Genomic DNA, 14896 nt, shown 5'->3' on the forward strand with positions numbered 1-14896 from the left:
CCCATCTGCTGCGCCTGTGAAAGCGTATACTGGTTGATGAAGGGGATATGCATTTCCACTTCAGCCGCGGACGCGTTGAAAACGACGATTCCGCTGAACATCGCCAGCAGCATCGCGAACGCAAGCAGCGTGCTTAACAATTTCTTCATTGTTTTTCCTCCTTAAGTGTTTTTGATTAGTCCTATGCATATGGGTGTCCGAACATAATCGTACATATTTATAATACATCGGCGAATATATATTGTCTTGTCATCCTGTGACTTAATTACTGATTTGTGATATTTGGCGCAGTTTTTTTGCATAAAATTTCTGGTATGATCGCGGCGTCGGAAATGCGATCGGAAGCGCGCGCTTCTATGCGTTACCGCGCAAAACAACTCCGCCGTTCCGGTTGATCGGCCGGAACGGCGGAGAAGAGCGCGTATATATCGCGTATATATCACGTTTTCGGATTAAAAGCGTACGGCGGGCGGAGCAGTCCGCGGTCGGTTATTATCGCGGTTATGAGCTCACCGGGCGCGACGTCGAAGGCGGGGTTGTACACTTTGACGTCCGCGGGCGACATCGGCTTCTCGTACCACAGCGTAGTGACCTCGTCGGGCGAACGCTGTTCGATGACTATATCATTTCCCGTGGCGCAGGACGGATCTATTGTCGAATAGGGAACCGCGACGTAAAAAGGTATGCCGAAATGCTTTGCCGCGACCGCGACGGAAAGCGTACCCGTTTTGTTGGCTGTGTCGCCGTTCGCCGCGACTCTGTCGCCTCCGACTATGACGGCGTCAATCTCGCCCTTGGCCATAAGTCCGGCGGCCATATTGTCGCAGAGCAGGGTGCAGTCGATGCCGGCGGAGCAGAGCTCGTAGGCGGTCAGCCGCGCTCCCTGAAGCAGCGGGCGCGTTTCGTCGGCGTAGACCTTGAGATTGACACCCTTCTCGGCCGCGCGGTAGATCGGCGCGAGCGCGGTGCCGTAGCGGACGGCGGCGAGCCGTCCGGCGTTGCAGTGCGTAAGCACGCGCATCCCGTCGCGGAAAAGCGGCGCGCCGTATTCACCTATCGCGGTGCAGGAGGCGATATCCTCGTCGATGATGCGCTCTGCCTCGGCTTTCATCGCGGCGACGGAAGCGGCGGGCGAATCCGATGACGCGAGCGCTTTCTCCATGCGCTCCAGCGCCCAGAAGAGATTATGCGCCGTCGGGCGCGAAGCGGCGAGAATCGCTATGTCGCCGCGCACGGCGGGATAGAAGTCCGCTCCGCAGCGCAGTGCCTTTTTCGCGGCGAGGTAGGCGCCGCAGGCGGCGGCGACTCCTATCGCGGGCGCTCCGCGGACGCGCAGGCGTTTTATCGCGTCGGCGATCTCATCCGTGGTCGTCAGCTCCGCGAAATACTCCTCGTTCGGAAGCAGCGTCTGGTCGATAATGACCAGCGCGTTTTTCGAGTCGTCGAGCCAAAGCGTGTCTTTCAAAAATATCACTCCGTAACAAAAAGACTGAATAACGCGCCGAAAGCGGCAAAGAATAAAAGCATAACAATAATCGGGAGGAATAAAAATGACGAATTTAAGATGCGGCGTAAGGACCTGCGTCAACAACGAAAATCTGCAGTGCTGTCTGCCGAAGGTAGACGTGGCGGGCAAAAACGCGACGAACTGCGGCGAGACCTGCTGTATGTCCTTCGGCGAAAGAAAGATGTTCGCTAAGAACTCCATAAACGCGTTCGACGCCGAGCCGGCGACGGATATCGGATGCGACGCCGTGAACTGCGCGTACAACAACCGCGGAGATTGCGAAGCCGTGACCGTCAGCATTACCGGCAGAAAGGCGACGAAATGCTACGATACCGAGTGCGACAGCTTCCGTCTGCGCCGCTGACGGCGCGGTTCATCTGACTCCGTCGGGGTTATAAACGTTGACGGGCTTTATCTTATGCTCGTTCGCGCGCATCGCGGATTCGATGCGGGCGACGTTTTCGGGAGTACCCGTACCCCGCAGGAGATATTCGTCGATCTCGGCGTATGTGATACCCATTTCGGCCTCGTCCGTCTGCCCGTCGAAAAGGGCGGCGGACGGGGCTTTTTCTATAATCGCGGCGGGCGCGTCAAGGAAACGGAGGAATTCGTAGACCTCGGTGACGGTCAGATCGTATATCGGGTTGAGGTCGTACGCGCCGTCGCCCCATTTGGTGAAGTAGCCCATGGTGCGTTCGCTTCGGTTTCCGGTCCCCGCGACGAGGCATCCGGTCGCCGCGCCGATGGCGTAAAGCGTAGTCATGCGCAGACGCGGCGCGATATTCGTCAACGCACCGGAATTCATTTCCGTTACGGATTGTATACCGTCAACGAGCGCGTTTCTCGCTTCGGTTATGTCGACGGAAACGGTGCGGATCCCGAATTTATCGGCGACCTCGCGGGCGTCGTCGGCGTCCTTTCCGTAATGTCTTGCAATGCCGCAGGGGATCATAACGCCGGTAACGTTTTCGGTTGCGCGGCGGCAGATGATTCCGACGAGCGCGCAGTCCTTTCCGCCGCTGTTGCCGAAGACGATGCCTTTTGCGTGCGCGGATTCCATGACCTCTTTGACGTAGGCGGCGCGTTTTTCAAGTTCGACGGCGTAATCTCTCATGGCGGTAGTCCTTTCTTTCACAGTATTCCGGATACTACGCGGCGCAGGCCGGCGTAGTCGCGGCGGCAGTGTACGTGTCTGAAGCCGGCGTCGGCGAGCATCGCGCCGACCGGTTCGTATTGCTTGAAACCGATCTCGAAGGCGAGCATGCCGCCTTCGCGGAGCAGTGCGACGGCGTTTTTTGTGATGACGCGGTAGTATTTCAGTCCGTCGCCGCCGTCTGTGAGCGCGGTTTCCGGCTGCGCCGTGACGTCCGGCGGCAGCCCGGCGTACTCGTCGGCGGTAATGTAAGGCGGATTAGACAGGATGATATCGTATTTTTCCTCACTCGTGAAGGTAAGAGCGTTTGCGAAAACCGCGCTGCAGCGTTCGTTTCCGGAAAGCTCGATATTGCGTTCGAGGTAGTCGAACGCGGCGGGGTAGAGCTCCACGAGGTCGGCGTATACGTTTTTGCAATAGTGCGCGACGGAAATGCCTACGCAGCCGCTTCCGGCGCAAAGATCGAGCAGGCGGACGCGCTTTCCGGCGCTTCTCGCGAAGTCGATACCGGTCTGCGCGAGGTGCTCGGTGTCGGGCGAGGGGATGAAGACGCCGCGACCGACGAAAAAGGGCAGCGACATAAACTCCCACTGCCCGAGAAGGTATTGCAGCGGCTCGCCGGCCGCGCGTTTTTGCGCGATCGCGCACGCTTCCGCGAAGTCGGAGTCGGAGAGCGTTTCCGCGTATTTCAGCGGCAGTTCCGACGGCTCTCCGCCGATGAAGCGGCAGAGTATCAGTTTTGCCTCAAACTGCGGCGCCTCGACGAAAGGGGAGTCCAGCAGCGCGCAGACGCGCTCGTAAGCCGTCCTGACGTCAGGCATCTTCGCGCTCCTCCGCGGCGGCCGCTTCGGCGGCAGCTTCATTCGCGATTTCCGCTGCCGATTCCGCGGTTTCCGCCGCGCCTGCGGCGTCGGCGGTTCCGGCGTTTTCGACCGCTTCGGCAACCTTGTCTTCGGTGCCTTCTTCAGCTTCTTCGCTCTTTGCTTCGCAGCGGTCAAAGTTCGGCACCTCTCTGCCGAGCGCGGCGCACAGGGAGGCGATAGCGACCTCAATCTGCGCGTCGTCGGGATTCTTCGTCGTGAAGAACTGCATCGAAAGTCCGGGCGCGGCGAGGATCTTCGTCAGCCAGTTGTTGTAACGGCCGAGGAACTTGATTATTTCAAAGCCGACGCCCATGATAAGCGGCACGCAGGCGATGTTTATAAGATAGCGGAGCAGGAGGTTGTCCCAGTTGACGATGTGCGGGAAGACCAGCTGCATCATCACAAAGAACGCGATGCTGAAAACCAGCATGACGAACAGGAACGACGTTGAGCAGCGGGGGTGGAAACGCGAGCATTTCCTGACGTTCTCGACGGTCAGCTCCTGCCCCGATTCGAGGCAGTGGATGCTCTTGTGTTCCGCGCCGTGATACATGAGCGTGCGGCGCACGTCCTTCATTACCGCGCAAAGCGCGAGATAGCCGATGAAAATGATTATCTTCAGCAGCGCGTGGATTATAGTGACGTAGGTGTCGAAATGCGGGTAGTCCTTGCTGCCGAAGAAAAGCAGGCCGAGCTGCTTGGCGAGGAATCCGGGCAGCAGGATGAAGACAGCGATGCATATGATAATGCTCAAAAATACGCTGATACCGCTGATGAGTTTCATGATATTGCCGCCGGAGATCTTGTTGAGCCACTTTTCGAACCTGCCCGGCTCTTCGCTCTCCTCGATATCCTCGAGTCCGCTCAGCTCCGCGGAGCGCATCAGCGACTTGTATCCGAGCGCGATGGAGGTGGGGAAGCCGAGGATGCCTCTGATGAACGGCACCTTCGAGAAGAACTTGAATACCTTACCGCGCTTTTTCAGCGGCACGTCCTCTATAACGACGTGACCGTCGGACTGACGGACCGCCATAACGGTTTTTTCGGGCGAACGCATCATGACGCCCTCGATGAGCGCCTGACCTCCCACGTTCGCATAGCACACTTTGTTTTTCTTTGCCATATTTATCGTTTCTCCGTTCTGAAAATGCTGTTATTTGCCCTCCTGCAGCGCGGTCTGCATTATCGGGAATGTTATCACTACGGTAGTGCCTTTTTCGTGTACGCTGTCGATCTCAAATTCGCCGCCGTGCAGATTCACGATGTCGGTCACTATTGCCAGACCTATCCCGCTGCCGGGGCGCGAGCTTGCGCCTTTGAAGAACTTTTGCTTTATCTTCGGCAGATCCTCGGGGGAGATGCCGATGCCGTCATCGGCAAATATTATGCAAACGCGGTCTTTCTTTTCAAAGAGGTTTATCTCGACCTTGCCGCCCTCGGGGTGCGAATACTTGATCGCGTTGTCGATGATGTTGACGAAGACCTGCTTGATTCTCGCGGCGTCGCCGAAGACGGGAGAACAGGTGTCCGGCGCGGTCAGAAGCAGCGAAATGTTATTCTTCTTAGCTCTTTCCTCGAACATAAGGACGGTTTCCTCAAGCTCGGCAATGATATCGAGTTTTGTCATATTCAGCGTCATGTTGCCGTTCTGAAGGCGGGAGAAGTCGAGCAGTTCGGAGACCATCGCGGAAAGACGCGTGCTTTCCGCCGAAATGACCTTCATGCCCTTTTCGACCATCTCGTCGCTGCGCATATTCGGGTCGGAAAGCGTTTCGCTCCATCCGCGTATCGCGGTCAGCGGCGTGAGAAGTTCGTGCGAGATCGAGGACGTAAAGTCGTTTTTCATCGCTTCGGAGGCGCCGAGCGCGGCGGCCATATTATTGATTTCGTGCGCAAGATCGCCGATCTCATCGGGGTATTTGTCGTCTATGCGGACGGAGAAGTCGTTCTGCGCAATTTTTTTAGTAGTGTCGGTTATCATGGACAGCGGCTTTATTATAGACTTGACGAAGTATCTTCCGGAGAAGTAGCAGGCGAGCAGCAACAGTATACCGAAGCCGGAAAGCAGCAGTATGACCGAGAGCACGCGCCCCTGGATGCTGCGCATGGAAATAACGTACCTCAGTACGCAGGCGACGTTTTCACCGACCTTTACCGAGCGGGAAACGGCAATCACGTTTTCGCCATAGTAGTTTTGTCCGACGAAATCGCCGGTGTCGGATGCGATGGCGGCCATAACGTCCTCCGGATAGTCGGTATCGGATGAGAACCCGCTTGACGTCAGCGTTACGTGTCCGACGGAGTTGGCAACCATCAGCTCGATCTTATCTTTTTGTGAGAAGTCTTCGACGTAAGACCTGACGCTTTCAATAAGGTCTGTCTCCTTTGTATAAAGGTTTTCGAAATACGCCCCATCGCTTACCGCCTTGTTCATGAGTGCCTGTTTAGCGGACGAAATATAGTATCCGCGCACGGCAAGAGAGCCCGCGACGATAAGCACGCATATCGTAACGAACACGATGGTGAAGATATTGATAACCCATCTGCGGGTTATACCGGATTTCAGGATTTTGAAACCCACTTGTAGCCATACCCCCACACTTTGATTATCGTTCTCGGGTCGGAGGGATCGTCCTCCACCTTCATGCGAAGTCTGCGTATATTTACGTCAACGACCTTCAGGTCACTGTGATATCCGTCGCCCCAAACGGTATCGGATATGGTTTCTCGGCTGATCGCAACGTCGGGATTCTCGAAGAATAGCTTGAGCATCAGATACTCGACCTGCGTCAGTTCGACGCGTTCTTTATCCTTAACGAGCGTACGGGTCAGTCCTATTAGTCTGAAACGCCCGCACTTGAAGTCTTCTCCGGCGCGCTCCGAGCGCTCGAACTTGCCGCTGACTCTGCGGTAAAGCGCGTCGACGCGTGCGACGAGCTCGGATGGGGAGAATGGCTTGGTTATATAATCGTCCGCGCCGAGCATAAGTCCGCTGACGCGGTCAATCTCCTGAGAACGCGCGGAGAGCATGATAATGCCCGAATCCACGGTGCGCTCTCTGATGCTGCGGCATACGGCGAAACCGTCAATACCCGGGAGGTTGATGTCGAGAAGGTAAAGCGCAAAGCCGGATGGCTTGCTGTCAATAATGCTGAGCGCTTCTTCTCCGGTCGAGGCCTCGACGATATCGTAGCCCGCGCGTTTCAGGTTGATGACGATAAAGTCGCGTATCGTGGCTTCATCTTCGAGAACGAGTATGTTCTTCATAGCTGCCTCCTGTTTGAAGGTTAATGTTTTTGTCAGTTTGCGGAAAGAGGGAAAACGATCCTGGAGATTTCGTCCATCGTCAGTTCGCGTCCGTTGAACGCATCTGCGGCGGTTTTAGCGGTGATCATGTATCCGCCGCTCCTGAAAAGAATTGTGTATCCCTCGGCGGCGGCGTTTGCGCCGTCATCCTCCGCAAAGCGTTTTATGTAGAAAACCGGGTCGCCGGTAAGATTGCCGTTGGCTTTTCGGACTATATGGAGGGCTTCCTCGGGGTTGACTTCCACGGTCAGAGTGTTGCGGTCCTCTTCGAGAACTTTGATATAGAAACCGTAGGAAAGACTGACTATCGAGCTGATATCGGTCGTGAAAAGTCCGTTTTCAAACGTGCACCAGTCGGTCCTGTAGCGGACCGTGGGTGAATCGGCGTCATAGTCCGGGAGCGGCGAGCATACAGGGAATTCGATGATTGTATCCTGATCTATATCCATACAGTGGACAGCGCTTGCGCGAAGCGTTGGGTTGTCGCTCAAAGTGGGGAAGAGCAACGACAGGGGAACGTCTAATTGCGTACCGTATTGTATGACCTGAGTTACGTATTCGCCGCTGTTCAGTCGCGCGTCAAGGAAGACTGCCGGGATTCCTTCGCCTATCTTGCCGCTAATAAGACTGACGTAAGAGGATACGCCGTTATAAAGCTCCACCGACTTGTCTGCGGAGATGATACCGTTTTGGCTTTCTATTACGGTGAAGGACGTCGTCGGCGTTTCACCCTCGACGTCCGGATCGCTGCTGGTGGAAATGACCGCGATCTCATCTGCGGCGTCTGAGTTGAGGTTTATTTTAAGCATATAGGAGTATGGAGTGGAGTATAACTGCTTATATCCCTCATCCGTGAAACCGTATATGCTCAGACCCTTCGCGGAGGTCTCAGCGGAGCGCGTGGATTCGCTCAGCGAGATATCCCAGCCGACGGCGAGTTCGAAAGCGCCGTTACCGTCGAGGTCGGCGAGCTCACAGCAGTAAATCTCAGAACAGTCAGCGTTGATTTCGGTGACGTGAGTCCATTTCTCATCCACGCTGTCGAAAAAGTGAAGCTGTACTGTCGTCATTCCGCTGAGCAGGCAGAAAACTGCCGCCTCTTCCTTGCCGTCGCCGTCCATATCAGCGAAGATGAAGGAGGAACGGTTCTTGCCGGTGTGCGGATGCTTGAGTGTGTATTCGCCGCCGGTCGCGGATTTGAGCGCGTCAAGCAGCGCCTGCTGCTCCTCGCCTAAACGAGGAGGTTGGAACAGGTCGCTTATCTCACCTTCATAAAGCGAACAGCCGGCTGCTGCGAAAAGCAGCCCCAGCGTCAGTATTAGGATTATCGCTTTCTTGAACATACTCGTCTCCGATTTCATTCCTAATTATACACATTAATTATAACAAATGAATTCGGTGATATCAAGTGCAAACACAAAAATTTTTATATGATGTATTGAACAGAAGAGAGATTTGTGGTAGAATAATAAAAAAAGAGGCCGGAGTATTGTAGATGGAGTTCCGAAGAGAAAAAGACGGTATATCCTGCGATTCCGCGGGGATCAACCTGCCGCTGACGCTTGACTGCGGGCAGGCATTCCGATGGCGTCCATGCGGAGACGGCTTCCGTGCCGCAGTCGGCAACAAGCTTATAACCGTCACCGAACGCGAAGACGGTCTGCTTTTCTCGGCAGACTGCGATCCGGAGGCGCTTGCCGCCGCCGTCGCGTCGTATTTCGACCTTGACCGTGACTACGCGGAGATCGAGCGGGTGATATCCGCCGATTCCTACGTAGCGGAGGCGATGAAGACCTGCAGCGGACTGCGCATACTTAAGCAGGAGCCGTTCGAGGCGCTCATCTCATTTATCATTTCGCAGAACAACAACGTTCCGCGAATCAAGAATATAGTCGAAACGCTGTGCGGATGCTTCGGCGAACCTCTCGGCGACGGCGTCAGCTCGTTCCCGACTGCAGAACGACTCGCTTCGCTTGCGGAAGACGATCTCGCGCCGCTGCGCTGCGGCTACCGGGCGCGTTACATAATCGAAGCTGCGCGAAAAGTAGCTTCGGGCGAGATAGACCTCGATGCCGCTGCAGCCGCGGACGAGGAAACGTGTATGCTCACGCTGAAGGGCATCACCGGCGTCGGCAATAAGGTGGCGGCCTGTGTGATGCTTTACGGGCTCGGGCGGCTCGACTCGTTCCCGATGGACGTATGGATGAAGCGCGTCGTTCGTGTGCTTTACGACGGTGCGATTGACCTGCGCGGGCATTTCGGCGGTTACGCCGGCGTTGCTCAGCAGTACCTTTTCGTCCTGGCGAGGCAGGAGAAATACCTCGATAAGTTCGGCAAATAATAATCATCGAAAGGATGCAAGAATATGAAGCTTCTTATCACCGGCGGCGCCGGTTATATCGGCAGCCACACCTGCGTTGAACTCCTGAACGCCGGTCACGGCGTCGTGGTAGTCGACAATCTCGTGAATTCAAAGGCCGCGGCGCTGGAACGCGTCAAAGAGATAACCGGAAAGGATTTCTCGTTTTATTGCGTCGACCTTCTCGACCGCGATGCGCTGGAAACGGTATTTGCCGCCGAGCGTCCGGACGGCGTTATCCACTTCGCGGGTCTGAAGGCGGTAGGCGAATCCGTCGCCAAGCCGCTCGAATACTATCACAACAACATAGTCGGCACGATAAATCTGCTTGAAATGATGCGCAAATACGACGCAAAACGCCTTGTCTTTTCGTCATCCGCGACCGTATACGGCGATCCGGCTTCGGTGCCGATAACCGAGGGGTTTCCGCTTTCCGTTACCAACCCCTACGGAAGAACGAAGCTGATGATAGAAGACATCCTTCGCGACCTTTACCGATCTGACGACAGCTGGAGCATAGTGCTCCTGCGCTACTTCAACCCGGTCGGCGCGCACGAAAGCGGCATGATCGGCGAAGACCCGGCCGGTATTCCGAACAACCTTATGCCGTATATCTCTCAGGTCGCGGCGGGCAAGCTGAAGCGCCTTCGTGTCTTCGGAAACGACTATCCGACCCCGGACGGCACCGGAGTGCGCGATTACATTCACGTCGTCGACCTTGCCAAAGGACACATCGCGGCGCTGAAAAAGCTTTCAGAGGCCGGCATCTATACTTATAACCTCGGCACCGGCAGGGGATACAGTGTCCTTGACGCCGTCAAGGCGTTCGAGAAGGCGAACGGCCTTGAGATACCCTACGACATAGTCGAACGCCGCCCGGGCGACATCGCGGAGTGCTACGCCGATCCCGCGCTCGCCGAAAAGGAACTCGGCTGGCACGCGGAAAAGGATCTCGTCGATATGTGCCGCGATGCATGGAATTGGCAGAAGAATAACCCCGACGGATACCGCGAAGACTGAAGACAAGGTAAACAATAGCTCAGAAAAAAAGCAAATAAACCGATTGACAATAAAGCCGCGCTTCCAACCGGAAGCGCGGCTTTTGCAATGCTGTGATTTTTAGCGGAAAATCTTAACCGAGCGAACTTTCGTCCGCCAGCTTCGCTGCGACGCGGAGGATCGCAAGCGCGTCGTCGACCTCGATCTTGCCGTTGCCGTCAATGTCGCAGGTCGCGAGGAGCTCGGGCGTGGGCTCCGCGAGCTTTGCCGCAACGCGGAGCGCGGCAAGCGCATCATCGACTTCGATCTTGCCGTTGCTGGTCGGGTCGCCCTTCTTTACGGGAGGAGGAGTCTCGCCCTTGATCGTGAAGGTAACAGTCGTTTCTTTATCGCCGTTGACAACGTGAACGGTGTATTCGCCGGGCTCGCTGACGACGGTGTTCTGCTCGATGGCCTCGCCGTTCAGCGTGGCTTCACCGACGTTCCATGTCAGCGTGACGGCTTCTTCATATTCGCCGCCGTTGGCAACGCCGTAAACGATCGGCCTTTCATAAACCGTTTCGCCGCCGGTGATAGTGAAGTTGACCTCGGTGGTCTTGTCGCCGTTGATCAGCTTGATGGTGTGGTCTCCGTTATCGGTTATGCTGTCGCCGTAGGTGAAATATCTGCCGTCGAGCAACGCGTTGCCCATGTTCCATTCGGGCTTGAACGCCTGTGCGGAAACGTCTATCGTCTGACCTTCTGTGAGGTTGGAGAAGGCGGGCTGAACGTTGGTCGTATGCGCGGTGCCGGTATACGCCTGAAGTCCGGTGATATAGACCTCGAGTCCCTCTTTGATCTTGCCGTCGAAGCGGAAGATGTAGAAGCGTATATCGTTAAGGCGGATCGGCTCGCCGTTGGTCCATTCGTCATAATGGTCAAAGTAGTTCCAAGGGATATATATCCAGCCGCTGCCGGTGGGCGGGAGCGGGATATCGATAGCATGCATCTCGAATATCGGTTTTATATCACAGTTTGACATACCGACGCGGAATGTGCCTTCGGAGACGAGATTGACGTCGTTGACGCCGACCCAGACGAGGAAGCCGTCGGAACCGGTCAGGTCGTTGACGAGCGGGTCACCGTTGGAGGGAGTGATGAATACCGGACTGCCCGTGTTGTTGTTAGTGCGATACATCGACTTGAACTGAAGCACACCGTGTTCATCGTCTTCACCGGAGGACATATCGACGCGCGATTTCATCATAAGCGCCTGGCTGTATCCCTCGGGTATCATGCTGACGTCGGAGGGCTTGACGAGTGAGTAATCTACGTCATTTGTGCGGTCGCCGATGGCGCCGGTGGCTCCATTAAGGTCTTTTCTGACATTGTAGCTTTCAAAGCTGAAGAATCCTTTTTCGATCGTTCCGGTGTGAGTGATGGGAACAAGACCGGCAATGGAGTTTTCCAGGTCTGTGCAGATGCGGCGGCAGTCTTCGGAGGTGATGTTGTCTTCGATCGCTTCTTCGGCGGTTTCGAAAGCTACCTTCAGATTGTTGTAAGTTGTCGCGACGTAGTTTCCGCGCCAGTAGTTCTTTGCGCAGCTTATCAGGGAATAGAGGTAGTTGAGCTCGTCGAGCGTAGCGCCGGGTCCGAGCAGGAAGAGTTTGTTGACTCTGTAACTGATCTCGTAGACCGCTGCGTCGACTTCGTCCTGCGTTACGCCGTAGCGTTCGAATAACGATTCTGCTTCATTGAGCGCAATCTGAAGCTTTTCCCAGGAGCGCGGGGTGTAGTCGGCTTCGTTGAGCGTATCGACGTATGCGCGGGTTTCGTTGTAAACCCTTACAAGTTCGCGTGTATCCGCGTTCTGCATGCTCCAGTTGTATGCGTGCAAATCGGAGACGTAATAGAATACCTGACGCAGATCATCGAACATAATGCCGATATAGTCGAGCCGATCGAGGTAGTCGAAAATCTCGGCATCTGTTTCGCTGAGTTCGTAGAAGCTGCTCCAGGAAGCGTAAACATAACCACCCTTGCCGGCATCCATCGGACGCGTGATAGCGTAATCCTCAACAACGAACTCCGCTTCGCCTGCGGTGCCGACTATGATCTGCATCGCGGACGGAGCGAGCTCCGCGGGGTTCTTGAGCCAGAAGCGGATACCGTCGGTATCGCTCAGATCGGCGCCAAAGGGGTTCTTTACAGCGGCCTCTTCGCCGTCATCGTCGAGTGTGGATTTGAAGCAGCTCCAGCCGTAATAGGGAGGGCCGTAGGTGCTGTCGCCGTTGGCGATGATCTCGAGGGTGGAATCTTCGGGGCCGATGCCGTCATCGGCGAAAACGACGGGGTCGAGCGAAGCGCCGCCGTCGCTTATCGCCTCGAGATCTTCATCGGTCCAGACTCCGAAACCGTTGAGTTTCACTTCCGCTCTCGCGGGGAACATCGGGAGCAGCGCCTTTATCGCGTCGAGAAGCTCTTTCGCCATGTTGTCGACTTCGCGCTGAGTGTATTTGGTCTGCAAGTTTTCATCGAGGAGCATTTCATAAGCGCGCAGATAAACTTCGGTAGCGTCGGCGTAGCTTTCCTCGGTGTACGCTTCCGGATCGAGCGCGTCAAAAGCGTCAATGGCTTCGCCGAGTTCGTCCGGATGAATGCGTGAGTCTCTGTAGGCGCAGAAGTCTCCGATGTAGAAGACGTCGCCGTCGGAAGCAGAGCCGATGGTGATGGTGATTGCGTCGATGTATGGGAGTATGTTGTAGGGCAGGGGACGCTTGCCGTTGCCGCTGAAAACAGAGTAGTTCTTTCCGTCGTCATGCTTCCAGAACCAGTCGATCTGCTCGAAGTCGGTTTTGAAATCGAAGTAGAGGTAGCCGTCCGCGTCGGGAGTCTTGCTCGCTTCGAAGCAGAAGCCGTTCAGCGCGCCTTCCATAGCCGGGTCGTCGCCGGTGTAATAAGCGGTCGGGCCGGCGTACGGCAGACAGAAAATGTTGATTTTTACGTTGCCGATCCATTCTCCCTCGTTGTTGTGAGCGACCCAGAAGCAGAAGCCGGTATCATCGGAGAAATCGTGTCCGCCTGCGAAGGAGGCGCCGCTGGACGGCGCTTTCTTGGCGCACCACTGGAGGTTGATGGGGTTGTTGTCGGGGTTTATCTCACCGATGTTGAGTTCGACGAAGGAACCGATCGTTATGTGACCGGGATAATCGCCGGGCTTGCTGTTGATGACGTCGATTTTCGTTACCTTATCGACGTTCGCCGGAGCGTAGGAGGGCACGTCGCCCTGTGAGAGCGACAGCCCGGGATTGTAGATCTCGGTCAGATCCTGCGAGGTGAACTCGCTCCAGCCGGGGAGCTTGATGTAATTGTAATAGTCATAATACACCGCGCCTGCGGTGATCACTCCGCTGAAGACCGTTGCGATTCCAAACGCGGAAAACGCGAACATCAGCGAGAGAATCATTGCGAGTGTTTTTTTGAACATAAAACTGCCTTCCTTTCTTCTGCGGAATAAAAAACTGTATAAGTGAGAATCCCGGCGGGAATCGAACCCGTCGGAGAGACCGCGCCGCGTTTTTGCGGGGAACGGTGATAACAGCCACGGTCCACACGCACGCCTGTCGCGAAAGGCGGCGGGATACCCCAAGCTCCGGCGGTGCCGATGCGCCGCACGTCTCGGCGCGCGGTGAGCTTGTGTGGGCGCCTCTGTTCAACAACGAACGGCGTCAGTACGCCCGCGCTTCAATTCACACTCCTCTCAATAACTTACATCTATTTAAATGATACCACGAGAGCGAAAAAAAGTAAATACTTTTGTGAAAAAAACACAAAAATCAATGAGGGAAAATAATGCACCCGTTAACGTGAAGAATTTTTCTCGGATTTTTTACAAAAAGCATTTACACGGGGGAGAAAGAGTGCTAAAATACTTTTTGTATGTTTAGCACATTACTATAATCAAAAACGGAGGAAGAAAAATGGCAAGACAGAGAAAATCCATGGACGGCAACACCGCGGCCGCGCACGTCAGTTACGCGTTCACGGAAGTAGCCGCGATCTACCCGATAACGCCCTCGAGCGTTATGGCGGAGCTGACCGATTCCTGGTCGGCGAGCGGGCTGAAGAACATCTTCGGCGACAAGGTCAAGGTAATGGAGATGCAGTCCGAAGCCGGCGCCGCCGGTACCGTGCACGGAAGTTTGGCTGCGGGCGCGCTCACCACGACCTACACCGCTTCGCAGGGACTTCTGCTCATGATCCCGAACATGTATAAGATCGCGGGCGAACTGCTGCCGAACGTTATTCACGTTTCCGCGCGCTGCGTCGCTTCTCACGCGCTGAACATCTTCGGCGACCACTCCGACATCTACGCCTGCCGCCAGACCGGCTACGCGATGCTCGCCGAGAGCAACCCGCAGGAGGTCATGGACCTCGGCGCCGTTGCGCATCTTTCCACCATCAAGGGCAGAGTGCCGTTCATCAACTTCTTTGACGGTTTCCGCACCTCCCACGAGATCCAGAAGATCGAAGTCTGGGACTACGCCGACCTCGAAGAGATGATAGATAAGGACGCGATCGCGGAGTTCCGCGCCCGCTCCATCAACCCCGAGCACCCAGTGCTCCGCGGCTCCGCCGAGAACGGCGACATCTTCTTCCAGCACAGAGAGGCGTGCAACAAGTATTACGACGCCTTCCCGGCTGTGGTCGAAGATTACATGAACAAGATC

Annotated in this window: 12 protein-coding genes; 4 read left to right on the forward strand and 8 right to left on the reverse strand. The window is 55.7% G+C overall.

Annotation, left to right across the window (positions count from 1 at the left end):
* Positions 1 to 439: 439 nt before the first annotated feature.
* Positions 440 to 1474, reverse strand: a complete 1035-nt coding sequence (gene mtnA, locus IJL83_01790) for an S-methyl-5-thioribose-1-phosphate isomerase (GenBank protein MBQ6552339.1) — start codon at positions 1472 to 1474, stop codon at positions 440 to 442.
* 76 nt (positions 1475 to 1550) lie between these two features.
* Between mtnA and IJL83_01795 the strand changes: the two genes are divergently transcribed.
* Positions 1551 to 1871 (forward strand): DUF1540 domain-containing protein, encoded by a 321-nt coding sequence (locus IJL83_01795; GenBank protein MBQ6552340.1) that lies wholly within the window; start codon positions 1551 to 1553, stop codon positions 1869 to 1871.
* Positions 1872 to 1880: 9 nt separating this feature from the next.
* On the opposite strand, the gene nadE is transcribed toward IJL83_01795, so the two are convergent.
* Genes nadE through IJL83_01825 form a run of 6 tightly spaced genes read right to left on the reverse strand, consistent with a single transcriptional unit; the run spans position 1881 to position 8172 of the window.
* Positions 1881 to 2621, reverse strand: coding sequence for an NAD(+) synthase (gene nadE, locus IJL83_01800; protein ID MBQ6552341.1), 741 nt, complete (start codon positions 2619 to 2621; stop codon positions 1881 to 1883).
* Positions 2622 to 2638: 17 nt separating this feature from the next.
* The gene (prmC, locus tag IJL83_01805) at positions 2639 to 3481 is read right to left on the reverse strand and encodes a peptide chain release factor N(5)-glutamine methyltransferase (GenBank protein MBQ6552342.1); all 843 of its coding nucleotides are present in this window, start codon (positions 3479 to 3481) and stop codon (positions 2639 to 2641) included.
* Positions 3474 to 4646, reverse strand: a complete 1173-nt coding sequence (locus IJL83_01810; protein MBQ6552343.1) for a DUF1385 domain-containing protein — start codon at positions 4644 to 4646, stop codon at positions 3474 to 3476. Before IJL83_01810 ends, prmC begins: the two co-directional genes overlap by 8 nt.
* A 30-nt stretch (positions 4647 to 4676) precedes the next feature.
* Positions 4677 to 6104: a HAMP domain-containing histidine kinase gene (locus IJL83_01815; GenBank protein MBQ6552344.1), complete on the reverse strand. Its 1428-nt coding sequence runs from the start codon at positions 6102 to 6104 to the stop codon at positions 4677 to 4679.
* Entirely contained in the window at positions 6086 to 6790 is a 705-nt protein-coding gene (locus tag IJL83_01820; protein MBQ6552345.1) for a response regulator transcription factor, read from the reverse strand. The genes IJL83_01815 and IJL83_01820 overlap by 19 nt, the downstream gene beginning before the upstream one ends.
* A 32-nt stretch (positions 6791 to 6822) precedes the next feature.
* Positions 6823 to 8172: a hypothetical protein gene (locus tag IJL83_01825; protein MBQ6552346.1), complete on the reverse strand. Its 1350-nt coding sequence runs from the start codon at positions 8170 to 8172 to the stop codon at positions 6823 to 6825.
* Between the two features lie 152 nt (positions 8173 to 8324).
* On the opposite strand from IJL83_01825, the gene IJL83_01830 reads away from it, so the two are divergent.
* Positions 8325 to 9170, forward strand: coding sequence for a DNA-3-methyladenine glycosylase 2 family protein (locus IJL83_01830; protein ID MBQ6552347.1), 846 nt, complete (start codon positions 8325 to 8327; stop codon positions 9168 to 9170).
* 24 nt (positions 9171 to 9194) lie between these two features.
* Positions 9195 to 10208: a UDP-glucose 4-epimerase GalE gene (gene galE / locus IJL83_01835; GenBank protein MBQ6552348.1), complete on the forward strand. Its 1014-nt coding sequence runs from the start codon at positions 9195 to 9197 to the stop codon at positions 10206 to 10208.
* A 112-nt stretch (positions 10209 to 10320) separates the two neighbouring features.
* Here the strand turns inward: galE and IJL83_01840 are convergent, their stop codons facing one another.
* On the reverse strand, positions 10321 to 13653 hold the full coding sequence (locus IJL83_01840) for a hypothetical protein (protein MBQ6552349.1): 3333 nt from the start codon (positions 13651 to 13653) through the stop codon (positions 10321 to 10323).
* A gap of 493 nt (positions 13654 to 14146) precedes the next feature.
* Here IJL83_01840 and IJL83_01845 point away from each other — a divergent pair.
* Positions 14147 to 14896: pyruvate:ferredoxin (flavodoxin) oxidoreductase (locus IJL83_01845; protein MBQ6552350.1), on the forward strand; the 750-nt coding region annotated here is incomplete at its 3' end.

The organism is Clostridia bacterium, assembly GCA_017438525.1.
Taxonomy (GTDB): domain Bacteria; phylum Bacillota; class Clostridia; order Oscillospirales; family RGIG8002; genus RGIG8002.

Bases quoted from the DNA above. Each gene is read 5' to 3' on its own strand.
- IJL83_01795 (MBQ6552340.1), top strand. From the start codon at position 1,551: ATGACGAATTTAAGATGCGGCGTAAGGACCTGCGTCAACAACGAAAAT.
- nadE (MBQ6552341.1), bottom strand. From the start codon at position 2,621: ATGAGAGATTACGCCGTCGAACTTGAAAAACGCGCCGCCTACGTCAAA.
- prmC (MBQ6552342.1), bottom strand. From the start codon at position 3,481: ATGCCTGACGTCAGGACGGCTTACGAGCGCGTCTGCGCGCTGCTGGAC.
- IJL83_01810 (MBQ6552343.1), bottom strand. From the start codon at position 4,646: ATGGCAAAGAAAAACAAAGTGTGCTATGCGAACGTGGGAGGTCAGGCG.
- IJL83_01820 (MBQ6552345.1), bottom strand. From the start codon at position 6,790: ATGAAGAACATACTCGTTCTCGAAGATGAAGCCACGATACGCGACTTT.
- IJL83_01825 (MBQ6552346.1), bottom strand. From the start codon at position 8,172: ATGTTCAAGAAAGCGATAATCCTAATACTGACGCTGGGGCTGCTTTTC.
- IJL83_01830 (MBQ6552347.1), top strand. From the start codon at position 8,325: ATGGAGTTCCGAAGAGAAAAAGACGGTATATCCTGCGATTCCGCGGGG.
- galE (MBQ6552348.1), top strand. From the start codon at position 9,195: ATGAAGCTTCTTATCACCGGCGGCGCCGGTTATATCGGCAGCCACACC.
- IJL83_01840 (MBQ6552349.1), bottom strand. From the start codon at position 13,653: ATGTTCAAAAAAACACTCGCAATGATTCTCTCGCTGATGTTCGCGTTT.